General features: G+C 59.6%; 21 protein-coding genes and 3 pseudogenes. 9 read left to right on the forward strand and 15 right to left on the reverse strand.

Translation table 11 applies throughout. The features are described 5' to 3' along the window. From RCCGE510_RS34670 to RCCGE510_RS05075, 4 genes and pseudogenes are all read right to left on the reverse strand, one after another. Positions 1-182 (reverse strand): annotated as a pseudogene (locus RCCGE510_RS34670) (porin); the annotation flags it as partial. Between the two features lie 5 nt (positions 183-187). Then, positions 188-634, reverse strand: a pseudogene (locus RCCGE510_RS35480) (ABC transporter permease subunit); the annotation flags it as partial. A gap of 227 nt (positions 635-861) precedes the next feature. Further along, a complete protein-coding gene (locus RCCGE510_RS05070; protein ID WP_007627792.1) occupies positions 862-2,286 on the reverse strand; it encodes an amidase in 1,425 nt (474 codons plus the stop codon). A gap of 5 nt (positions 2,287-2,291) precedes the next feature. Then, positions 2,292-3,284, reverse strand: a complete 993-nt coding sequence (locus tag RCCGE510_RS05075) for an ABC transporter substrate-binding protein (protein ID WP_007627793.1) — start codon at positions 3,282-3,284, stop codon at positions 2,292-2,294. A 122-nt stretch (positions 3,285-3,406) separates the two neighbouring features. Between RCCGE510_RS05075 and RCCGE510_RS05080 the strand changes: the two genes are divergently transcribed. Then, a complete protein-coding gene (locus tag RCCGE510_RS05080; protein WP_007627794.1) occupies positions 3,407-4,309 on the forward strand; it encodes a LysR family transcriptional regulator in 903 nt (300 codons plus the stop codon). A gap of 69 nt (positions 4,310-4,378) precedes the next feature. Here RCCGE510_RS05080 and RCCGE510_RS05085 read toward each other — a convergent pair whose 3' ends face one another. The 5 genes from RCCGE510_RS05085 to RCCGE510_RS05105 all read right to left on the reverse strand — a co-directional run bounded on the left by RCCGE510_RS05085 (position 4,379) and on the right by RCCGE510_RS05105 (position 7,780). Continuing rightward, positions 4,379-4,723 (reverse strand): RidA family protein, encoded by a 345-nt coding sequence (locus tag RCCGE510_RS05085; protein WP_007627795.1) that lies wholly within the window; start codon positions 4,721-4,723, stop codon positions 4,379-4,381. An 18-nt stretch (positions 4,724-4,741) separates the two neighbouring features. Beyond that, complete coding sequence (locus tag RCCGE510_RS05090) at positions 4,742-5,410, reverse strand: amino acid ABC transporter permease (protein ID WP_007627797.1); 669 nt, start codon at positions 5,408-5,410, stop codon at positions 4,742-4,744. A gap of 8 nt (positions 5,411-5,418) precedes the next feature. Continuing rightward, positions 5,419-6,081 (reverse strand): amino acid ABC transporter permease, encoded by a 663-nt coding sequence (locus RCCGE510_RS05095; protein ID WP_007627798.1) that lies wholly within the window; start codon positions 6,079-6,081, stop codon positions 5,419-5,421. A 4-nt stretch (positions 6,082-6,085) separates the two neighbouring features. Continuing rightward, positions 6,086-6,859, reverse strand: coding sequence for an amino acid ABC transporter ATP-binding protein (locus RCCGE510_RS05100; RefSeq protein ID WP_007627799.1), 774 nt, complete (start codon positions 6,857-6,859; stop codon positions 6,086-6,088). A gap of 105 nt (positions 6,860-6,964) precedes the next feature. Further along, positions 6,965-7,780, reverse strand: a complete 816-nt coding sequence (locus RCCGE510_RS05105) for a transporter substrate-binding domain-containing protein (RefSeq protein WP_085989756.1) — start codon at positions 7,778-7,780, stop codon at positions 6,965-6,967. A gap of 230 nt (positions 7,781-8,010) precedes the next feature. Here RCCGE510_RS05105 and RCCGE510_RS05110 point away from each other — a divergent pair, with 230 nt between their 5' ends. The 4 genes from RCCGE510_RS05110 to RCCGE510_RS05125 all read left to right on the forward strand — a co-directional run bounded on the left by RCCGE510_RS05110 (position 8,011) and on the right by RCCGE510_RS05125 (position 13,631). Next, a complete protein-coding gene (locus RCCGE510_RS05110; protein ID WP_052029474.1) occupies positions 8,011-10,086 on the forward strand; it encodes a hydantoinase/oxoprolinase family protein in 2,076 nt (691 codons plus the stop codon). Positions 10,087-10,102: 16 nt separating this feature from the next. Then, entirely contained in the window at positions 10,103-11,836 is a 1,734-nt protein-coding gene (locus tag RCCGE510_RS05115) for a hydantoinase B/oxoprolinase family protein (RefSeq protein ID WP_007627802.1), read from the forward strand. A gap of 176 nt (positions 11,837-12,012) precedes the next feature. Further along, complete coding sequence (locus RCCGE510_RS05120) at positions 12,013-12,864, forward strand: sugar phosphate isomerase/epimerase family protein (protein ID WP_037077821.1); 852 nt, start codon at positions 12,013-12,015, stop codon at positions 12,862-12,864. After that, positions 12,864-13,631: an SDR family oxidoreductase gene (locus tag RCCGE510_RS05125; RefSeq protein ID WP_007627811.1), complete on the forward strand. Its 768-nt coding sequence runs from the start codon at positions 12,864-12,866 to the stop codon at positions 13,629-13,631. The genes RCCGE510_RS05120 and RCCGE510_RS05125 overlap by 1 nt, the downstream gene beginning before the upstream one ends. A 39-nt stretch (positions 13,632-13,670) precedes the next feature. Here the strand turns inward: RCCGE510_RS05125 and RCCGE510_RS05130 are convergent, their stop codons facing one another. Beyond that, positions 13,671-14,468 (reverse strand): shikimate dehydrogenase, encoded by a 798-nt coding sequence (locus RCCGE510_RS05130; RefSeq protein WP_007627812.1) that lies wholly within the window; start codon positions 14,466-14,468, stop codon positions 13,671-13,673. Between the two features lie 124 nt (positions 14,469-14,592). On the opposite strand from RCCGE510_RS05130, the gene RCCGE510_RS05135 reads away from it, so the two are divergent. Beyond that, a complete protein-coding gene (locus tag RCCGE510_RS05135; RefSeq protein WP_007627813.1) occupies positions 14,593-14,784 on the forward strand; it encodes a tautomerase family protein in 192 nt (63 codons plus the stop codon). A gap of 12 nt (positions 14,785-14,796) precedes the next feature. Next, the gene (locus RCCGE510_RS05140) at positions 14,797-16,038 is read left to right on the forward strand and encodes an FAD-binding oxidoreductase (RefSeq protein ID WP_007627822.1); all 1,242 of its coding nucleotides are present in this window, start codon (positions 14,797-14,799) and stop codon (positions 16,036-16,038) included. Between the two features lie 11 nt (positions 16,039-16,049). On the opposite strand, the gene RCCGE510_RS05145 is transcribed toward RCCGE510_RS05140, so the two are convergent. Continuing rightward, the gene (locus tag RCCGE510_RS05145) at positions 16,050-16,784 is read right to left on the reverse strand and encodes a GntR family transcriptional regulator (protein ID WP_007627828.1); all 735 of its coding nucleotides are present in this window, start codon (positions 16,782-16,784) and stop codon (positions 16,050-16,052) included. A 156-nt stretch (positions 16,785-16,940) separates the two neighbouring features. Here RCCGE510_RS05145 and RCCGE510_RS05150 point away from each other — a divergent pair, with 156 nt between their 5' ends. Both RCCGE510_RS05150 and RCCGE510_RS33110 read left to right on the forward strand, forming a co-directional pair. Beyond that, positions 16,941-17,732, forward strand: coding sequence for an aldolase (locus tag RCCGE510_RS05150; protein ID WP_007627829.1), 792 nt, complete (start codon positions 16,941-16,943; stop codon positions 17,730-17,732). Positions 17,733-17,954: 222 nt separating this feature from the next. Continuing rightward, a pseudogene (locus RCCGE510_RS33110) lies at positions 17,955-18,223 on the forward strand (flavin reductase family protein); the annotation flags it as partial. 230 nt (positions 18,224-18,453) lie between these two features. Here RCCGE510_RS33110 and RCCGE510_RS05160 read toward each other — a convergent pair. From RCCGE510_RS05160 to RCCGE510_RS05175, 4 genes are all read right to left on the reverse strand, one after another. Continuing rightward, positions 18,454-19,644: a M20 aminoacylase family protein gene (locus tag RCCGE510_RS05160; protein WP_007627832.1), complete on the reverse strand. Its 1,191-nt coding sequence runs from the start codon at positions 19,642-19,644 to the stop codon at positions 18,454-18,456. Positions 19,645-19,713: 69 nt separating this feature from the next. After that, positions 19,714-20,493, reverse strand: a complete 780-nt coding sequence (locus RCCGE510_RS05165; protein ID WP_007627833.1) for an amino acid ABC transporter ATP-binding protein — start codon at positions 20,491-20,493, stop codon at positions 19,714-19,716. Then, complete coding sequence (locus RCCGE510_RS05170) at positions 20,490-21,419, reverse strand: amino acid ABC transporter permease (protein ID WP_007627835.1); 930 nt, start codon at positions 21,417-21,419, stop codon at positions 20,490-20,492. Before RCCGE510_RS05170 ends, RCCGE510_RS05165 begins: the two co-directional genes overlap by 4 nt. Further along, positions 21,416-22,306 (reverse strand): ABC transporter substrate-binding protein, encoded by an 891-nt coding sequence (locus tag RCCGE510_RS05175; protein WP_007627836.1) that lies wholly within the window; start codon positions 22,304-22,306, stop codon positions 21,416-21,418. The genes RCCGE510_RS05170 and RCCGE510_RS05175 overlap by 4 nt, the downstream gene beginning before the upstream one ends. Positions 22,307-22,341: the final 35 nt, after the last annotated feature.

Raw genomic sequence — 22,341 nt, forward strand, 5'->3', positions numbered from 1 at the left:
TCCTGATCGGTGGCGTTGTCAGCATTGAACTGCATGACGATGACGCCGGTCAGAGGACCATACTCGGTATCGCTCTTGGCGGTGAACTGAACCTGACCGCGGGTAACCGCATCCCAGTCAGAATCGCCGCCGACATCTTCGCCAACGTTGACCTGGAAACGGATGTAGCAAGGCCCGTCGAGGTGCCACTGCCGGCGACGAATTCCGCCACGACGGCGCCGATGACCGACAGTCCCGACGAAACGCGGGCGCCGGACAGAATGAAGGGCAATGCCGCCGGCAATTGCAGGCGCAGGAGCCGCTGCCAACGCGTGGCGCGATAAAGGGTGAAGACATTCTGCAGCCCGCGGTCGACGGATTTTATGCCGACGACGGTGGCCGAGAGCATCGGGAAGAAGGCAACCAGCCAGGACAGGATCAGCAGTGCAAGCCATACCCTGGAAAGCCCGACCCAGATGATCACCAGCGGCGCAATCGCAATGATGGGCGTCACCTGCAGCGCCACTGCGTAGGGCCAGACGATCTTTTCCATCGTCTTGAACAGTGCGATCAGAATGCCGAGGGCGATCCCGCTGATGGTCGCGAGCGAAAAGGCGCTCAGCGTCACCAGTGCCGTGTTTCCCAGCGCGCGCATCAGCCCGCCGGCATTCGTCCACAGCGATTGGAAGATAACGCTCGGCGCTGGCAGAACATAAGGCGGGATACCCCGCCAGCGGACGAAGAGTTCCCAGGCGACGAGGAAAACCACGCCGGCGATTAGGGGTGCGAACCGGTCGAGCACAAGACGCAGGGAAGCACGCTCCCTTGCGATAGTGTCGATGACAGCATGTCCTATGGCGTCGTTTTGTCGAGCGGGTATCGTCACAGCTTTGGCCTCTCTTTCCAACTCGGCAATGCCGCCTGGAGGATCCTTGCCACATCGAAAAGGCGCTCCTCCTCATGCCAGCGCGCCACAAACTGGATGCCGACGGGAATGCCCTCTGAAGTGAACCCGCAGGGCACCGATATGGCCGGGTGTCCGGTAAGATTGAAGGGATAGAGCGCTGCCGCCCAGGCGGCATAGTCTTCGCCATGGACTGGACAGGGCGCATCAGCGGGCCCGGGTGACCGCGTCAGGCTCGGCATGGCGATGACGTCTACATGCCGAAAGGCCTGCTGCACGCGGCGGAACAGTGCCGTGCGCGCCTCTTGAGCCTGTGCGAGATCCGCAGCACTAAAGGACATGCCGAGGTCGACGATGTCCCTGAAGGTCTCACCCCACATCGACCGCGCGGATGCACCCAATTGGCGAAGGCGACCGGCATGGCCAACGGCACCGATGACCCTGTAGATGGCATGCGCGCCATGGAGAAGCTCCGGCTCGAGATCCCGTCTCAGGTTTTCTCCTGCCCTCTCCAGAACACCAAGTGCGGTGATGCAGCGGTCGCTTATCTCCGCTTCGGCATGATAGCCGCCCGGATTTGCAAGCCACCCGATTCGGCTCGTAACAAGATCGCCGCCAAGGCTTCCGACTGCATCGCCTGTCAGCAGCGAAAGCGCATCGCGATCATTTGGACCGGACATGATCGAAAACATTGCCGCGAGATCCTCGACGGAGCGCGCCATCGGTCCCATCGACGAATAATTGCCAAAAGTGTCTGGAAAGCTCTCATGGGGGACACGCCCGACAGTCGGCTTTAAAGCCAGAGTTCCGGTGCAGGCGGCGGGACAGCGTAACGATCCGCCACCATCCGACCCGATTGCAATCGAGCCGATGCCCGCCGCCAATGCCGCCGCCGCGCCACCGCTCGAACCGCCCGGCGTATGATTGAAGGACCATGGGTTGCGGGTGACGCCGTGAAGGGCGGAATGCGTTGTGACCTCATGATAGAATTCCGGGGTCGCAGTTTTGCCGATGAGAACAGCGCCGGCCGCCTTCAGTCGCGCCCAGACGATGTCGTCCCGTTGCGCGATGACGTCCACCATCGATAGCGATCCCAGGGTCTGTTGGTCGCCAGCCGTTGCGATACCGTCTTTCACGGTCACCGGCACGCCGCAGAGCAGCCCGGGATCTTCGCCCCGGGCAAGCGCTGAGTCCACGGAGCGGGCCTCTTCCAGCGCACGTTCATAACGTGGCACCGCGATGCAGTTGAGGTCTGTCGCTGTGTCCTTGGCGCGCTGGATGGTCAGCGCCACGAGCGCCTCGGACGAGATACGGCCCTCACGCACCATCGCTGCCTGAGTGAGGGCGGACACGTAAAGCAGGTCGGTCCCGGCGATTGCAGGTTCTGCGATATCCCGAAGCATCGAACTCACTTCGACCCCGGAAGATAGGAGAGCGTATAGGCTTTCTTGAACTCCAGGTCGGCGGGATAAACACCTGCCTTCACCATGTCAGCGAAGAAGTCGGCCCAGCGCGCATCCGTCATCGCACCTATGCTCCCGCCGGTCTCATTGGAGACGATATGGCGTTCCCGCATTTCGGTGATTGATGCCTTCCAAAGCCCCTCGCCATAAGCCGGGTCGGTGTTGATGGAGGTCGCGAGCTTCATCGCGGGTGTGTAGTCCCCGGTCATGCAGCTCTTCCAACCCTCGGCCGTAGCGCTCAGGAACGCCCTGACCGCATGGGGGTGCGCCTCGATATAGCTGCTCATGCCAAAGACGGTCGTCGCATAGTTGAGATAGCCGTGATCTGCGAGCAGCATGATCACCGGCGGTTGGTCGAGCTGGTTGCCGAGGTAATGGGCGTCCGCGGTGACATACCCCTGCTGGATCGCGGTCTTGTCGGAGACGAAGACCGCGGAGCTGTAGGTGTAGGGGCGCAGCTGGTCGTCGGTGAAGCCGAAACGGTATTTGAGGAACTGCCAAAATTCGCCGCGGGCAAAGTCGGCCACCATCACCGGACGGCCCTTGACGTCCTCCAGTTTGGATATCCCCTGCCCTGCATGAGCGACGAGGGTCTGAGGATCCTTCTGGAAGAAGGCCGCAACTGTGACACCGGGTATACCCTGCTTGACCATATTGAGCGTGGTGAAGCTCGAGCCCATGCCGAGATCTTGCTCACCGCCCGCCACCAGCATGGCGGTGTTGATGCCAGGGCCACCGGCGATCAGGTCCACGTCGAGGCCTGCCTTCTCGTAAAGCCCTGTCGCCTTGGCCTGGAAGAAGCCGCAATGTTCGGCCTCGGGCAGCCAGCCGAGACCGAAACGGATCTTGTCGAGTGCGGCGGCTGGACCACTGGCGCCGAGAAGAAGCGTTGCGGCCATCATTGCAAGCCCGCTGGCGCGGGTGGTCTTGGTTGACATTGTTGTTCCCCATCGTTGGTGTTGTGCGAGCAGGCTATGTCAACTATTGTCCTCATTACAGCGTCATTTTTGCGCATATCTGTCCCGATTTCTGCATCACAACGCTCACGAAAGACGAGGCCATGAACCAGAAGACCCTGCGGTTTCTCGAACAGGTCTCCCGCTTCGGATCTATGCGGAAGGCCGCCGAAAACCTCAACATCTCCTCCTCCGCGCTTAACCGGCAGATCTTGGCTCTGGAAGAAGAAGTCGGAATGCCCCTGTTCGAGCGGCTTCCTCGCAAGCTCCGGCTGACGGCGGCCGGCGAAGTGCTGGTCGCACATGCGCAAGCGGTGGAACGCGATTACCGCTTAACGATCGGCCGCATCGCCGCGCTGAAGGGGATGGAAAGAGGCACGATCCGGTTGTCCACTATGGGTGGGCTGATCTACGGCCCACTCCTGACCCTGGCCTGCGAATTCATCCGCCAGCACAGCCGCATGCTTGTGCGCGTCGAGATCCAGCCATCGCCCGAGGCGATCGCTGCACGTGTGATGTCGGGCGAAAGCGATATTGGGTTGGGTTACAACATACTGCCCAATCCCGGCCTTCGTATTCTACAAACCATCGACGTGGAGATCGGTGCCGTCGTTGCACCGGACCATCCCCTCACACAAAAGTCGGCTCTTCGCTTATCGGACTGCATTCAGTATCCGATCGTGACGGGAACCGACACGATGGCGATCCGCAGCGTCATGGATCATGCCTTCGCCTCTGCCGAACTGCCCTTGCAGCCGACGGTGGAAACCGATTCGATCGAGGTCATCAAACAGTTCGCAATGAGTGGCAGCGCCATCACTTTCCTCAATCCCTTCGACATCAGTGCGGAGACCGAGCGCGGAGCGCTGATATGGCTGCCGCTCGTAGAGCGTTATTTCCCCATTCCTTCACTTCGCCTCGTCGTCCGCTCGAAAGGTGTGCTGGAGACGGCAGCGGCGAGGCTTGCTGAAAACATCAAGTCGCAGATGAGCGCGTACAGCGGATGAAGAGATGAAAAAAGTAGTGCCGAACGCAGGTCTTGTAAGGAATAGAACCGTTCATGGAATTCCTTGTGTCTAGGCCTGCGCCGCCGTGATCAGGATCTCGACCTTTAGACCCGGCCTCCCCACCCGGACTTCGCCGGATGCGCGAGCTGGTGCGTGTCCGTACGGCATCCACTCCTCCCAGATCTCATTCACCGCAGCGAAGTCCCGCATGTCGTCGAGCCAAATCTCGGCGCGGAGTATCTGCTCGCGGGATGAATTTGACTCAGCGAGCAGCGCATCGATCTTCGCAAGGGTGTCACGGGTCTGCTTAGCGACATCATCGCCTGGCTCTCCCACCTGCCCCGCGAGGAAGACAAAGTTCTGGAATGATACGATCTGGCTCATGCGAGCGTTGGTGTGACTACGCGTGATCATGGTAGTGCCTCCCGTATTTCAGGTTGCTAGACGGCTGAGCACCCGTGTCTCCGCGAGCGAAACGAGGCGGGTTAGCAGGAAGCCGACAATGAAGTAGAGTATGCCCACCACCGTGAGGACTTCGATTGGACGTGCGGTCGAGTTCGCGATGTTCTGGCCGATGTACATGAGTTCCACGGTGCCGACGGCGGACGCGAGCGAACTCTCCTTAAACAGAGCAACGGTGTTCGACAGTAGGTTGGGAATCGCGCGCATCACCATCAGAGGAATGACGACATCGAGGATCCTCGACTTGTTGGTGAGCCCGAGCGCGGTGCAGGCGTCGTACTGTTCATGCGGGATCGACTTCAGGGCGGCGCGGAAGGACTCGCATGTCGCAGCCCCCATGAACAATGTCAGCGCAAGCGTGGACGACAGGAAGTTTCCAATTTCCAGGCCTGTCACCACCGGGAGACAGAAAAATATCCAGAACAGCAGTATGAGTACTGGCACCCCGCGGATGAGTTCGACATACATCCTGACAAAAGTGCGTACGAACGCGTTTGGCGAGCGCGACATCAACGCCAGAACCAAGCCAAGCAATGTTCCCGATAAGATGCAGATGGCAGTGAACTGAAGCGTGAGGCCCAGTCCCACCAGAAGGGTCTGCCAGTACTTCGCGACGAACGTGATATCAAAACTGGCCATGGTCTGTCCTATCGATAAAGTTCGCTTCGCCGCTCAAGAAACCCCGCGACCTGGCCGAAGGTCACCGATATCACCAAGTAGATGAGCGCTACGCTCGTATACGCTTCGATGGGGCGATAGGTCTGGGTCGACAGGAGCTTGCCCTGATACATGAGATCCGCGACGCCCACGAGGGCGACGAGAGCGCTCTGCTGGAACGCCCCGATGGCGTTTGTGACAAGCACGGGCATGGCGTTGCGAGCAGCCTGGGGCATGACGACATACAGCGCCGTTACCCGCCTCCCCAATCCGAGCGCGATCGCCGCGTCATGGTGGGCGGGCGGAATCCCCTGGATACTGGCCCGGTATGCTTCGGCATTGAACGCCGTCAGGTTCAGTCCGAGTATCAGCAGGCCCAGAAACTCGCCCGACCAGTAGACATTGAAGAGGATCGGGACGCAGAAGAAGAACCAGACGATCTGCAACAGGATCGGTGTACAGCGAAAGATCTCGACATAGGCGGTGTAGAGCCAGCGCAGCGGCCTGATTTGGGAAACGCCGACCAACGCCAGAAGGAACCCACAGGTAAGCCCGATGACGTTCGACCAGATCGTCAGATACAAGGTGACCCAGAGGCCGTCGAGCAACTGGAGACCGGACGAGAGCGCGAAGTAGAAGTCGAGGTTCTGCATGGCACTACCTCGCGTGCAGGACGTTTTCGATGAAGTCGCGCGTTCTCTGGTTCTTCGGGTTTTCGAAGAATTCCTGCGGCGTGGCATCTTCCTGGATCACGCCGTCGGCGCAGAAGATGACTCTCGTCGCCACCCTTCGCGCGAACCACATATCGTGGGTGACGATCATCATCGGAAGACCATTCTCCGCCAGCCCGATGATCATCTGCTCGACCTCGGAGACGAGTTCAGGATCGAGTGCCGACGTGACCTCGTCGAAAAGCATGAGTTTAGGATCCAGCATCATCGCCCGCGCAATGGCCACTCGTTGCTTTTGACCGCCGGAAAGACGGTTTGGATATTCATTTGCCTTCGCAGACAGGCCGAAGCGCTCAAGCAGTTCCCGCGCTCGCACGCTCGCGACTGCTTTCGAAACGCCGCGGCTCTTGACGGGGGCGAGTGTGAGATTCTGCATCACCGACAAGTGTGGAAAAAGCGTATAGCTCTGAAAGACCATCCCGATCGTGGAGCGAATGGTTGTGTCGATCGCTGTCCGTTTCTCCGAAGGGCCGCGTTTCACATATGCCTTCCCCTCCAGGCTGACGCTGCCAGAGTCTATCTGCTCAAGGCCCATTACGCAGCGGAGCAGAGTGCTCTTTCCTCCACCACTTGGGCCGATGACGACAACCCTGTCCTTGTTGTCCATCGATAGCGACAGGCCCTTGATGACCTGCACGTGCCCCTGCCCGTAGCTCTTATGCAGGTCACGAACCTCGATAAAACTTTGCCGATCATTCATTCCCGGTATCCATCGCCGGAGCGGCGGCTAATTTGGCCGCTCAACTTCAAGCGTCGCTCCCGGGAGCATAAACTGCGGGAGCGACCGTGATCTGAATCGACTCTACTATTTCTGATCCAGCAACTTCTTTACGTAACCGTCGACGCTTGCCTTCATTTCACCCTTGGCGATCTTCTCCGCGAACAACAGATTGATCACGGCGAGATCCGCTCCGCTCACATTGCGCGGCAGACCCATGCCCACGCCCTGCTTGGCGATCGCGGGCTCGGGAAGAACCGTGAGCCAATCCCCGCCGTTCTTGGTCGTGAAGAGAAGGTTGCTATCCGCATCGTCGACAAGGACGTCCGCGCGACGAGACATCAGCGCCAGACGGGTGGCGTCATTGTCGGGAAGCCGGAGCATCGTCGCATTCTTGATCTGTGTCGACAGAATCTGCTCCTGCGCGGTCCCGGACATGATCGCGATCGTAACACCAGGCTTATCGAAATCTGCGAGGCTCTTCCAGCTCGCATCGATCTTCGGGTTCGCCTTGTTATGGACGATGGACACCTGGTAGTCCCATGCGCTGTCCGTGAAGGCGATAGCAAGGGCGCGCTTCGGCGTGCGGTTCAACGCGAGCGACATGTCCCATCGGTCAGCTTGCAGGCCGGCAACGATGTTGTCCCAGCTCGTGTCGATCACCTCGGCTTTCACGCCGACGACATTTGCGATTTCCTTGCATAAATCGATGAAGGCGCCGCTAAACTCGCCGGAGACAGGATCGCGCATTACGTGTGGAGGAGCGACGGCTGCTCCGCATCTGAGAGATCCGCGGCTCTGGATTTTCTGCCAGTATCCAGGTTCCTGGGCCTGAGCGCCGGTGGCACAGAATACCAACAGACTGCCGATCGCAGCACTTCTTATTAAATTAAAAATTTTCATCGTCGCTCTCCTCTGAGGTCTCCGGAAACTGATGTTCCGGTTATTAAAGACCCATCTATTGTCGCTTTAATGTCGACAATGTCAAATGACTTTTTTCAATATTTTTCGTCATTCTAGAATCGGAAATTGGACGCATATATCCCTTGACGTATGGGGATACTGATATTATCCAATTAAAATTGTCGACCAATGATCGACCGAAAACGACGATAATGGAGAGGGAATTTGCGATGCGCACAGCCCGAATTGGGACGGACATTGGCGGAACTTTCACCGACCTCGTCCTGCTGGATAACCTTGGTCAGACTTTCTTCGCCAAGGTCTCATCCACACCTTCCGATCCCGGCGAAGCTGTTTTGACTGGAGTGAAGCAACTGCTTGAGATTGCCGGTCTGGACGTCGGCGCCGTAACGCACGTTCTTCACGGAACAACCGTAGGTTCAAATACGCTTCTTCAGCAACAGGGCGCTAAGTGTGGTCTCCTCACGACGCGCGGCTTCCGAGACATCCTTGAAATCGGTCGTCTTCGCACTCCGGTGATTTTCGACCTTCTTTGGGACAAGCCCGATCCACTGGTGGCGCGCCGCTATCGCGTCGGCATCGGCGAGCGAATGAGCGCTCAGGGTGAAGTCCTTGCTCCCGTCAATCGCGACGAAATCCTGAAAGCAGGCGAGTTCTTCAAGTCCGAAGGCGTGGAATCAGTCGCTATCTGCTTCCTCAACTCCTACCGCAACCCCGAAAACGAGCTCGCTGCCGAGGCGATATTCCGCGAAGCTTTTCCGGATATCTGGGTCACTTCGTCCGTCTCTGTTCTTCCTGAAATCCGCGAATACGAGCGCACGTCGACGACAGCAGTCAACGCATACGTTCTCCCGTCCCTACGGAAGTATCTGCAACGTCTCGAGTCGGGACTTCGGGGTATCGGTATCAACGCGCCGCTCCTGGTCAGCAATTCGAACGGTGGCCTTGCCACTGCTCCGATGGCACAGGAGAAGCCTGTATTCTTCATCACGTCCGGACGCGCTGCAGGTGTTGTCGGTGCCGGACGATTGGGAAGTTCGGTCGGGATGTCCGACCTGATCGCGTTCGACATGGGCGGCACGACCGCATCGGCCTCGCTGGTTCAGAACGGCAAGCTGACGCGATCGAACGAGTATGAATTCCGTGCAGGGATTTCGACGCCGAGCCGCTTCATCAAGGCAGGCGGCTACCTCATGCGCGTCCCGAACGTAGACGTCGCCGAGGTTGGCAGCGGCGCCGGTTCTATTGCCGCGATCGATCAGGGCGGTCTGCTTCACGTAGGTCCCAGGTCGGCCGGTGCTGACCCGGGACCCGCATGCTACGGCATCGGCGGCACGGAGCCGACCGTCACCGACGCGAACGTCGTCCTCGGATACCTCCCGCCGGTTCTTGCTGGCGGCCAGATGAAGCTGGATGTCGAGGGCGCCCGCCACGCCATCGCAAGCCAGTTGGCGGGTCCTCTGGGGCTCGATATCGAAGCTGCTGCGGTCGGCGTACGTGAAGTTGCCAACGCGAACATGGCTCGCGCCATCCGGGCGGTGACTGTCGAACGCGGCGTCGATCCGCGCGACTTCACGTTGCTTGCATTCGGCGGCTCGGGTCCTGTTCACGCATGCGACCTGGCGCAGATGCTCGGCATCAAGAAAGTTCTCTTCCCGCGTGCCCCAGGCGTCTTCACCGCAATGGGAATGCTTGCCGGCAACGTCGAGCGCTATTTCATCAGAGCTCTTCCCGGATTTCTGCATGCGCTAGACACGGATGCAGCGAATACGGTGATCGACGACCTGGCAGAGCAGGCCCACCAGGCATTGAACAAGGAAGGGTATGACCGGGAAAACATGTCCCTGTCCTTCGAGCTCGACCTGCGGTTCCGCGGACAGGACTCGGAGGTACCCATCCAGATCCCGGCAAAGCTCAGCGATGCGGACCTGCCGAAGGTCCGGCAGGCCTTCCTCGATGCCTACATCGCCCTCTACGGCTACGCATCGACCGACCAGGTGGAGACAGTCAACATCAGGCTATCGGCAACCGTCGTTGGAGATATCCTCGATTTCAAGCGCCTCACGTCGAGCCAGTTCGAGGTCAGGAAAGGCACGATCGAGCACCGGAAGGTCTACTTCAGCCGTGAAAGCGGATGGGTTGACACACCGATCATCGACCGCGCGTCGTTCGATGGCGACGTCGCCGGCCCCGCCGTACTGCAGAGCCCGGACTCGACGATCGTCGTTCCGCCCGGCGCCAAAGCGTCACTCGACGCTGCCCAAAACATCATTGTTTCGCTCTGAACGAAGGTGACCCCCCATGAGCACTAGAAATATCGATCCCATCAGCTTCGCGGTCATCAAGAGCGCGCTCGACACCATCGTGGACGACATGGCCTACGCGGTCATGCGCACAGCCCGCTCGCCGATCGTCCGCGACATTCTCGACTATTCCGCGACGCTCTGCGACCGGGATGGCCGGATCCTGACACAGGCCAAGACCGTCGCGCTCCACCTGGGCGCGGTGCCGGACGCTATGGAGGTGATCACCAGCCGTTTCTCGGCAACCGCCCGCCCGGGCGACGTGTTCATCCTGAACGACCCCTACCAGGGCGGCATGCATCTTCCGGATATCTTCATGTTCAAGCCTCTGTTCTTTAAGGACAAGATCGAGGGGTTCTCCGTTGTTATCTTCCATCACTGCGATGTCGGTGGCCGCGTTCCGGGTTCCAATGCAGCCGACTCCACGGAAATCTTCCAGGAGGGCCTCCGGATCCCGCCCGTCAAGCTGTACGACAAGGGCGAGCCGAACAATTGGATCTTCGACATCATCCGCGAGAACGTGCGTCTTCCGGATCTCGTCATCGGCGACCTTGAATCGCAGCTTGCCACCTGCAACATCGGCGAGCGTGAATACCTGAAGCTGTTTGAACGTTACGGGTCGGACATCCTCAACGACTACTTCGACGAATTGATGGACTACGGCGAGCAGTTGACCCGCAAGGCAATCTCGTCTTGGCCGGACGGCGACTACGAGTTCACCGACTATGTGGACGGCGACGGCTTCAGCACTGCGCCGATTCCGATCAAATGCAAGATGACTGTCGCGGGCGATCACCTTACCGTCGATTTCGAAGGAACGTCCCCCCAAGTCCGGGGCGCGATCAACCCGACATTCTCGTTCACGAAGTCGGCGACTTATCTGACGATTCGCTGCGCTCTCGACCAGGACGTGCCCAATAATGCGGGCGTCTATCGAGCGATCACCGTGAAGGCGCCGCTCGGCACCATCCTCAACCCGGTTTCCCCGGCTCCCGTCGCTGCCCGCGCCCTCACCGGATATCGCGTGATGGACACAGTCATGGGAGCCTTGGCGCAAGTTGCTCCGCACAAGGTCATCGCCGCCAGCGAAGGCGGCAATACCGTGATCGCGTTCGGCGGATACGACAAGAAGTCCGGCGAACCCTTCATTCTCGTTGACATGATCAACGGAGCATGGGGCGGCCGCTTCAACAAAGACGGCATCGAGGGCGTCACCAATCCGGCACAGAACCTGTCGAACCTACCTGTCGAGAGCCTCGAGGCGCGCTACCCGCTGCGCATCGACGAATATTGCCTGCGTGACGATTCCTGCGGTGCGGGCGAATTCCGTGGTGGGCTCGGCCTTGCCCGCCAGTATCGTTTCCTCGCCGACGAGGCGATCCTGCAGATCCGTGCCGACCGATATGTCCACGCTCCATACGGCCTTTTCGGCGGGGAGCCTGCGGCATTGACACGCAACCTGCTCGATCCCGGCAGCGAGAGCGAAGTCCTGCTTCCCTCCAAGGTTACGCGTCAGGTGGAGAAGGGTCTCGTCTACCGGCATGAGCAATCGGGGGGCGGTGGCTACGGCGATCCGCTGAAGCGAAGCCTGGACCTGATCTCCAAGGATCTCGGCAACGGCAAGATCTCGCGCCGCTATGCCGAAGAGAAGCATGGCGTCGTTTTCGCCGGCGATGGCCTCGAGATCGACCGGCCGGCAACCGAAGCGGCCCGCAGTTCGCGGGCAGCGTAAGCTGTGACACGATGAGACCCGAGCATCTCAGGTCTCCCATCCACTGAGAGTTGCTCAAGTCGCGCGGTGGATCGTCATGGCTTTCCTCGCACGATCGCTGGCCCCACTTCTGAACCCAGCATGCGGAAACGAGACGCTCTCCATTTGGATCCCATGCAGATCAATCCCAAAGGAGAATGCTTTTGGAACAGGACCTGTCACGTTTCGCGATCAATCAGATCACCACCAGATCATGGAACATGCCCGAGGCGATCGAAGGATATCGCCGGCATGGAGTTTCCGGAATCGCGATCTGGCGCGACAAGATGTACGACTACGGCGTGAAGCAGACTGCCCGTCATCTCCGTGACGCCGACATGTGGATACCGACCTTCTGCGCGACCGCGTGGATGAATCAGGCAGATGAGGCCGGGTTCAAGGCCACCCTCGATGAAAACAGGCAGGTACTTCGCGATGCGGCGGAAATCGGCGCTCCAAACGTCGTATTCGTCACGGGAGGCCCGCCGCAGGGCATGAAGGATCTTCGCGGCTTTCGCTCAAGGATGCATGACGCGCTCGGCGAACTCATCGTCACCGCCCGCGATGTCGGCATCAAGATCGGCATCGAACCCATTCACCCGATGTATGCGGGTGACCGCCATGTCATCAATACGATACGCCAGACCAACGATCTGATCGACGAGTTCGGGGACATCCTCGGCATCGTTGCCGATGTCTATCATTGCTGGTGGGATCCGGAGTTCGAGAACGAACTGAGGCGCGCCGGACCTGAGCGAATTCTAACCTTCCATTATTGCGACTGGCTCGTTCCTACGCGCTCCTGGTTCGACCGCGGCATGGTCGGTGACGGGATTATCGATATCGCCCGCTACAAGCGTCTGCTGGACGAGATCGGTTACACAGGCCCGTTCGAGCTGGAGATCTTTTCCGATCTCGACTGGTGGAAGCGCGACCCAAACGAAACGGTCCGGATCGGGATCGAGCGTTGCGCGCCTTTCGTCGCAAAGCTGCATAAGGGAGAGGTATAATGATGCACGCTGTCGTAACCGGCGGCGCCAGCGGGATTGGAGAGGCAACAGCCCGTCTGCTCTCGAGAAACGGCGCCCACGTCACGCTGATCGACGTGAACGGCAAGCGCGGAGCACGTATCGCCGGCGAGATAAACGCCGACGGGGGTAAGGCTGCTTTTCACCAGCTCGATGTGAGCAACGAGAAGGATCTGCTGGCGTTGGCAGCGGCACTCTTCGCGGAGAGGCCCGTCGATGTACTGGTCAATTCAGCCGGGATATTGCAGAACGCTGTTCGGCTCAATGACATGGATTTGGGCGAGTTTGACCGCATAATTGATGTCAACCTAAAGGGAACGGTCCTCGTCTGCCGCGCATTTGGAAGCCGGATGTGCGCGGCAGGTGCCGGATCAATCGTCAACCTGTGTTCGCTCACGTCGCTCACACCCTCGCCTCAGCTTGCCTACGGTATGTCCAAGGCCGCCGTCAAGATGCTGACCGAAAGCCTTGCTGCCGAACTCGGCCCATCGAACGTCAGGGTCAACGCCGTCGCGCCCGGCTACACGCTCACTCCGGCCATGCAGCAGCGTATCGACGAGGGAGCGCGAAACCCTGCGAAGATGATCGAGGCGGCCGCGCTGAGGAGACTCGTGTCTATGGAAGACGTTGCGGAAGCGATCAATTTTCTCTCGAGCGACAAGGCATCGGCGATAACGGGCGTCGTTATTCCGGTCGATTGCGGTTTTTTGGTCGGCTCCGCCTACAATGCTTATGCCGCGCAGCCCTGAACAAGATGCCAGGAGATGCTTGCATCTCGGCATTTTCCTTCAAGCCTTCAGGCCAAAGAATTCCAGCGTCAGATCGCGTTGCATGTCGAGCATCCCGCCACCGTACCGTACATCGCACCCGATTTCCTTGGCTGCAGCGAGCAGTGGCGTAACGCGCGGCTTCATGATGATGTCGGCTATGATCATGTCGGAGGAGATGTGATCGAGGTCGACGGGGATCGGGTCCGTCTCCGGATGCAGCCCGGACGGCGTTGCGTTGACGACGATGTCGTGCCCTCGCGGATCAATTCCGCCCAGCGTCACATTCGCCTTCGGGAAGCGCGCGAGGATCCTCTCGGCAAGATCAGTGGCGCGAGCAGTATCGAGATCGCCGAGCGTGATATGTTCGGCGCCCGCCTTCGCGAGCTGGAACCCGATCGAGGCGCCTGCTCCGCCTGCACCCACCAGAAGAACCGACTTTCCAGCAACTTCGTGAGGACCGTTAAGGACGCCCGCCATGAAGCCCGGTCCGTCGAAGTTCGCTCCCGTCAGACGTCCGTCCTCGTCACGCCGGACAGCGTTGACCGCGGTGACAAGTTCCGCTGTCTCGTCGTGTTCATCGCAAAGGAGGTAGGCCTTCTCCTTGTGCGGGACGCTCACCATGAATCCGCCGAGATTTGCAGTGCGGCGTAGGCCGTCCCACGCGGCTTCGAAATCATCAGGACGGTAATGTACCGGAATCATGATCGCATCAACCCCATTTGCCGCGAACCAGGGGTTGAACACCTCGGGCGAACGGACGTGGTCGATCGGGTGTGCGATCATGTAGAAGATCTTGGTCTTGCCTGTGATTTTCAACGCCGTGTCTCTCTTATTTTCAAGTTCGCGCTCGACATAATGTCGACATATGATAAACAAAAGTCAGGACCGACGGCAAGCCGTAAAGAAGGTTCGATGAGAAAATCAATGTGCGAGAACGACTATGCCGATTTTGAAAGTGGAGATGCTCTCCGGGCGGACCAAGGAGCAGAAGCGTGAACTCGCAAAGGCTCTAACTGCCGAAATGGCAAGAGTGACAGGCAACAGACCGGAGACCATCCAAGTCATCTTCGCCGAGACATCCTCCGCGAACTGGGCGACCGGTGGCGTCCTTTTGGACGAACAGGGACATTGATCAGTGGCGGCAATGGCAGACGTTACGATAGTCGGTGGCGGCATCATCGGACTGTGCTCTGCGGTGGCTTTGCAGGATCGCGGATACTCCGTCGAGATCATTGAACGCGGCGAAATCGGTCAGGGTGCGTCTTACGGAAACTGCGGCCTTCTCGCACCCGGAGAGGTTGTACCCGTGTCGCGGCCTGGCGTCATCAAGAAGATACCGCGGTGGCTGCTTGATCCCGAGGGCCCTCTATTCGTGCGACCGGGCGCCCTGGCCCGCGACCTCACATGGCTGCTGAGATTTCTAAAGGCCGGACGTGCGGACACGGTTCGCCATATTGCTTCCTCCCTCACCCCCATGATGAAGAGGGTCAATGCCGATTACGGCGCGTTGCTTGAGCGGATCGGGCGGCCCGATCTCCTCTCGCAGGTCGAGAACCTGATGCTCTTCAATGATCGGTCAGAATACGAGCGCGATCGCTTCGTCTGGGATCTCCGGAGCGAACTAGGCTTCGGCCACACTTTCATATCTGGCCCAGAGGTCAGGCAACTGGAGCCCGCAATCGAAGGTCCCGTCACCTGCGGGGTGATCATGAAGGACTGGTATCATTTCACCGATCCTCTTGCGCTCACGCAAGCTCTGGCGGAGGAAGTCGCCCAACGGGGCGGCAAGTTCGTGGCGGACGAGGCTCTCTCTTTTGAAAGCGAGCGCGGCCAAGTCCGCAGCGTGAAGCTACGAAGCGGAGACCGAATTGACACAAAGCAGATCGTGCTCGCTGCGGGTGCGTGGAGCGGGTCGCTCAGTCGCCAATTGGGACTGAGGATCCCACTTGCCCATCTCAGCGGATACCATGTCCACGCGCCGCATCCACAAGTCCATCTCGAGCGGGCGATCTACTATGCGTCCGGCGGATTCGTTCTTACTCCGATGGCGACAGGACTTCGGATCGGCGGAACCATCGAAATCGCCGGAGCGGATCCTGAGCCGAACTTTCGCCGGGCGGATGTTCTTGCTGAACGGGCGAAGACAATCTTGCCCGCTCTCGACATCACCGGCAGCACTCGCTGGATGGGAGCGCGTCCCTTCATCACGGACACGATGCCGATCATCGGCAAGGCCCCGTCGTTCGGAAACGTCACACTGGCGTTCGGTCACGGACAGGTCGGGATGACGCTAGGCGCGACAACCGGACACGTTGTCGCCCAGATCATCGCCAACGAACGGCCCGTCGTCGATCTGTACCCGTTCCGCCCGCAGCGGTTTGCCTGACGGTCTCCGCGTCAAGCGGTTGGTGTAAACTTCATCTTCGCTGTTACGCTCTGATCGTAATATTCGAGGAAGCGTCCCTTGAACTGCATCGCATGTTCGTGAGCAACCAAGTCCGCATATTCGAGGTCCTTCGCCCGAATCGCCTCGATCATCTGGACGTGATGAACTGCGACCTCCTCGAAAGACATATGTTCGGAAAGTGCCTGAAACTCGAAATGGAAGTGAAGCATGCGCCTGCCCTCGTCCAGCAGACGTTTGTAGAACATCTGGAAATAGGTGTTCTTGCCCGCCTCGGCGATCGCCATATGGAAGTGGAAGTTGGCATCAATGTTGTAGATCGGATCCCGGGTTTTCAGGCTCTTATTGAAACCCTTCTCGAACTCGCTCTGCAGTTTCTCGATCGTCCGGAGATCCGTATTCGTGCGGAACTGCGCCGCGAGCCTCGTCGTGGCCCGCTGCAGGAGGTCAAGGGAATCCAGATACTTCGGGACGTCTCTAAAATCGATTGGCGCCACGATCGTGCTTCTGTTCGGAAGGATATTTACGAACCCCTCGCTGGACAGGCGGACGAGCGCTTCACGAACTGGTGAACGAGAAAGGTCGAAGCGCTCGCTCAGGCTGTTTTCGTCAATCGGCGATCCCGGTGCAAGTTCGAGCCGCAGGATCTCATCTCGAAGCTGCGCGTATACGCGCGCACTTCCAGTGATCTTCTCGGCCCTATCAGATGCCGGCCCCATGTCAGCCATACACTGTCACCCTCTCATCACGCTTGAGAACACTCGTTAGCATCTCATCGGCTCTGCATCAAACAAAGCGAAAAACTCCACGCGACCATTACATAATGGTCGACATAATGTCGACCATATAATAGCATCCAGAGCAGAATTCCAAAAGGAGAGATCATGGCACATGAGTTGAAGACCGATGCCGCCGCTCCGGCGGTTCTGAAGAACGCATCACTCGACACGCCGGAAATCATCGAAGCACGCCGGAATCTGGCTGCATGCTTCCGCATGGCCGCCAAGCTCGATCTGCAGGAAGGAATCTGCAATCACTTTTCGGCAGTTGTTCCGGGCCACTCGGACCTCTTCCTGGTCAATCCCTACGGATGGGCGTTCGCGGAAATCCGTGCATCGCAACTTCTCATCTGCGACTTCAACGGCAACGTTGTCTGCGGAGACGGCAAGCCGGAAGCCACTGCCTTCTACATTCACGCGCAGATCCACAAGGTGATGCCGCGTGCGACCGCAGCATTCCACACTCACATGCCGAATGCGACGGCGCTCTCGATGATCGAGGGAGACCCCTTTGTCTGGGCGGGCCAGACCTCGCTGAAGTTCTATGGGCGCACTGCGGTCGATGAGAACTACAACGGCCTCGCGCTGGGCTACGACGAGGGCCTCCGCATTGCCGAAGCGATAGCAGACGCAGACATCGTCTTCATGCGCAATCATGGCGTGATGGTTCTCGGCCCGACGATTGCCGAAGCGTTCGACGATCTCTACTATCTGGAGCGCGCCGCCGAGGTGCAGCTCAAGGCAATGGGAAGCGGCCGCAGCCTTGTTCGTATCCCGCACGAGATTGCCCAGAAGGCCTATCTGGAAATGCGCGAGGGCGATCCGGAAAGCGCGCGACTCCATCTGGCCAGCGTCCGCCGACAGCTTCAGGCATCCGAACCTGAATACGCAGACTGATGCGCCCCAGATTCTGAATTGGGCAAAGACCGTGCCGTCGGCGGGAAGCCTCTGCGCATGTCCGTGGCCGGTCGCCAGCTAGACCTTCACACCAATAGGAACCGGGATCATCCCAGTACAACAACGAGGATGCGGCCCAACGCGTCCGTGTCGATGTTCTGGCTACCCGGACACGACGGCCCCGACCCACCCAGGTCAATCGTCACATCGCTGCGCTTCCGGCGGGCGGCTGGACTGACGCCAATGCCTGGAACCAAGGTTGCATCCCCTCCATATTGGAGGCGGCTGCCGCCTTCGAATGCCGGCGCCATGTTGCGCTGGAGCTTTGGCAAGTCGCGATAGATCATCATGGGCGAGATCCTGTTCGCCCACCACTCGGATGGCATCTTCGACGACAGGCTGTCGATCCGGCCGGGATCGACGCTGCCGCACGCCTTGGCAGGGATCATGCTCTGATCAGGGACCGCTTCGAGATGCTGATACCCAAGCTTTCGAAACGCGGAGTGTTCCATCCAGGCGGTCTGGCGGAACCAATCGCGCGTCGAGATCGGGTCTTCTACGTCTTGATGTGATTTGAACCTCCGGCGTTCAGCTCACCGGTTGGCCTTCGATCGCGATGAGATCCTGAAGCGATGTTCTCGCTTGGAAAGGGTACAAAATCAATTGGTGCTACCGAACGTGCAAGCTCCAAATCCGAAGCGGCAGCCGGGCGGCAGCGGCCTCAGACGTCGTCCTGAAGGTAGCGCTCCGCGAGCCTTGCCCACATTGCCGCGCCAACCGTCAGGCTGGCATCGGCGAAGTCGTATTTGGCGCTATGCAGCATGGCGGAATTCATGCCGTTGCCGAGACGCAGGAAGCTGCCAGGCTTGTGTTCGAGAAAGTGTGAAAAATCCTCGCTGCCGGGAATGAGCGGGCAGGTCGCGACCTTGTCCTCGCCGATCAGTTCAACCGCGACGATCCGGGCGAAATCCGTCTCGACAGGCGAATTGACGACGACAGGATTTCCACGATCGTAGTCGATCTCAATGGAAGCATCGTGACCTTCGGCCACCGAGCGTGCCAGCTTGGTGATGCGCTCCTGCAGTAGATCGCGGATGCGCGGCTCGAAGGAGCGCACGCTCAATGCGAGCCTGGCATATTCCGGAATGACGTTGACCGCATCGCCGGCATGAATCGTGCCGACGGTAACGACCGCCGTCTGGGTCGGATCGAGGTTGCGCGAGATGATCGTCTGCAGCGAGACGACGAGGTTGCATGCCACGACCACGGGATCGACGGTCAGGTGCGGGCGCGAGGCATGGCCGCCTTTGCCATTGATGGTGATATTGACAGTATCCGACGCCGCCATCATCGGGCCGGATCGCAGCAGAAGGGTGCCTTCGGGAGCGCCGGGGTGGTTGTGCAGACCAAAGATTGCGTCGAACGGAAACCGTTCGAACAGGCCGTCGGCGATCATCGCCTGGGCGCCGCTATTCTTGCCCGCCTCTTCCGCCGGTTGGAAGATCAGCGTCACTGTGCCGCTGAAGCGGCGGGTGCGGGCGAGATATTCGGCTGCGCCGAGCAGGACGGTTGTGTGGCCGTCATGGCCGCAGGCATGCATCTTACCGGGAGTGTTGCTGGCATAGGAAAGCCCGGTTTCTTCGATGATCGGCAAGGCATCCATATCGGCGCGGATGGCGATACCCTTGCCACCCTTGCCTGCGCTGAGCCGCGCGACAACGCCATGGCCACCGATATTGCGGGTGACGTCATAACCCCAGCCCTCGAGCTTTTCTGCGACGTAGCGCGCCGTTTCCGCTTCTTCGAAGGAGAGTTCTGGCCGGGAGTGCAGATACTGGCGGGTCGCCTTCAGCTCCGCCTCCATGGCTTCGAAATCGGAAACGCGGGCATAGGCATTGTCGAGAATGGGCATGAAAACATCCAGTATTGATCGAAGAACCATTGCTCCGGCCCGGAGGTCGAAGCAACCGACTGACATCGGTCAGAGAAAACGGGCGAGAAAAGCCTGGGTCCGGGGATGTTGCGGATTGCCGATCACATCCTCAGGTTTGCCCATCTCGACGACATTGCCGCCGTCCATGAACACGACCCGATCGGCCGCCTCGCGGGCGAAACCGATTTCGTGGGTCACGACGATCATCGTCAGACCCTGCTTGGCGAGATCGCGCATGGTGGCGAGCACTTCGCCGACCAGCTCCGGGTCGAGCGCAGAGGTGGGCTCGTCGAACAGCATCAGCTTCGGCTTGATCGCCAGGGCGCGGGCGATGGCGACGCGCTGCTGCTGACCGCCGGAGAGCTGGCGAGGATAGCTGCCCGCCTTTTCCGACAGACAGACCCGCTCCAAAAGCCGCATGGCATTCTCCGTCGCAGCCTTGCGACTTTCTCCGTGCACGCCGACCGGGGCCTCGACGATGTTCTGCAGCACCGTCATATGCGGATAGAGATTGAACTGCTGGAAGACCATGCCGATCTTGCGCCGTTGCCGGGCGATCCTGTTGCTGGAGAGCTTTTCCAGTCGGTCCTTGCGGACGCGATAGCCGATCTGTTCGCCATCGACTTCGATGAAGCCCTTATTGATCGCTTCGAGATGGTTGATGCAGCGCAGGAAGGTCGATTTTCCCGATCCGGACGGGCCGAGCACCACGACGACTTCACCCGGCATGACGTCGAGGTCGATCCCCTTCAGCACGTCGAGCTGGTCGAAGGACTTGTGGACGTTGCGGGCCCTGACGAGGGGTTTTGTGGTTTCGGCGGCGGTCAATGGCTTGCCTCCTCGACAAGGGTCTCGGATTTGGCCGCGGCGGCGGTGTTGCGCCGTTCGCTGCGGCCGTAATAGGCCTCGATATAACTCTGGCCGAGATTGAGGATCGAGGTGATGAAGAGGTACCAGAGGACCGCGACAAGCAGCATCGGCACGATCTCGAACGTACGATTGTAGATCGACTGGACGGAATAGAGCAGATCGGCCATGGCGATGACGCTGACGAGCGAAGTCGCTTTTATCATGCTGATCAGCTGATTGCCCGTCGGCGGAACGATCGAGCGCATCGCCTGCGGAATGATGATCCGCCACAACGCCCTCGCCTTGGTCATGCCGAACGCTTCCGCCGTCTCGAACTGGCCGCGATCGACGGAGAGAAGGCCGCCGCGAATGATCTCGGCCATGTAGGCCGCTTCGTTCAAAGCCAAGCCGCCGATCGCCGCCGTCATTGGCGTGATCACCGAATTGGTTTCCCAGCTCGCCAGCGTCGGGCCGAACGGAATGGCGATCGAAAGTTCGGGAAACAGGGTCGAGAGATTGTACCAGAAGATCAGCTGCACCAGCAGCGGCGTGCCGCGAAAGAACCAGATGAACAGCGATGCCAGCGACCTTGCGAGCCGGTCATTCGACAGCCGGGCGATCGCCAGGGCGAGGCCGAGAACGATGCCGATGGCCATCGCGACCACAGTTAGGCCCAGGCTGACGTAAAGGCCGTTGATGACTGTCGGATCGAAGAAATAAGCTGCGACAACCGGCCAGCCGAAATTCTCGTTGTGGGCGACGATCCACAGGAAGTTCGCGGCTATGAGGAGCACGACCACCCACAGGACGAGCCGGCCGGTTCGAAAGGGCTTGTGGGCGTTGGCAACATCCCGAAAGTCCGCACCGCCCGAAAGCGGTGTGGCAGTCGTGCGGTCATTGCTCATTTCGGCAAGGCTCCGCCAAGATTGAGGCCGGGCTGCTTGATCATGTTGTTCTCAAGACCCCACTTCTTCATGATGGCGGCATAGGCGCCGTTGTCCATCAACGCCGTGATAGCGTCGAGCAGAACGGGGCCGAGCGGCGAGCCTTTCGGCACGACGGCGCCCTGATAGAGATCGTCGAACCCATTCTTCTGGCCGACGCCGCTCAGTTCCAGCTGGCCGTTTGCCTGAGACACGAAATAGGTCAGCGGCGCCTGCGAGGAGAAGAAGGCATCGGCGCGTTTGGAGCGGACGGCCAAGATCGAGCTCGGCTGGTCGGTGTAGGACTGCACTTCAAGTGCTGGCTTGCCGTCCGTCTTGCACTTTTCGACCTGAGCCTGGATCACCTTTTCGGCGGAGCCGCCGGCCATGACGGCAATGCGATTGCCGCAGGCGCTGTCGAGTGAACCGATGGCCTTCGGATTGCCCTTCTGGACGGAAAAGACCACGTATTCCTGAACCCAGTCGACGAAATCATTGGCCTCTTCGCGGGTCTTGAAGTCACCGATCGGGCCGAAGGCGAACTGGTATCGGCCGGAATTGATGCCGGCGAGCAATGCGGTCAATCCGCTAACGGTCTCGTGCTCGATCTTGACGCCGAGCATCTGGCCGATCGCATCGGTAAGATCGGCGCTAGCGCCGGTCAGTTCCGTGCCGGTGACGATTTCATAAGGGGGAAAGGAACCATTGTTGACGGAGATCATCTTGCCGTCCGTGCGGATCTTCTCCGGCAAGCGGGCGCGAAGCGCGTCGTTGACGGTCTGTTTCGGAACGGCTGCCTCCTGGGCGAACACCGACGTCGTCATCATCAGGCCGAACAGGGCGGCGGAAGCGATCAGTTTCGAATGCATGTCATTCCCCTTTTTGGTTTTTGCGAAATGGTGGC

The sequence above is a fragment of the Rhizobium sp. CCGE 510 genome, from assembly GCF_000292525.1.
Lineage (GTDB): Bacteria > Pseudomonadota > Alphaproteobacteria > Rhizobiales > Rhizobiaceae > Rhizobium.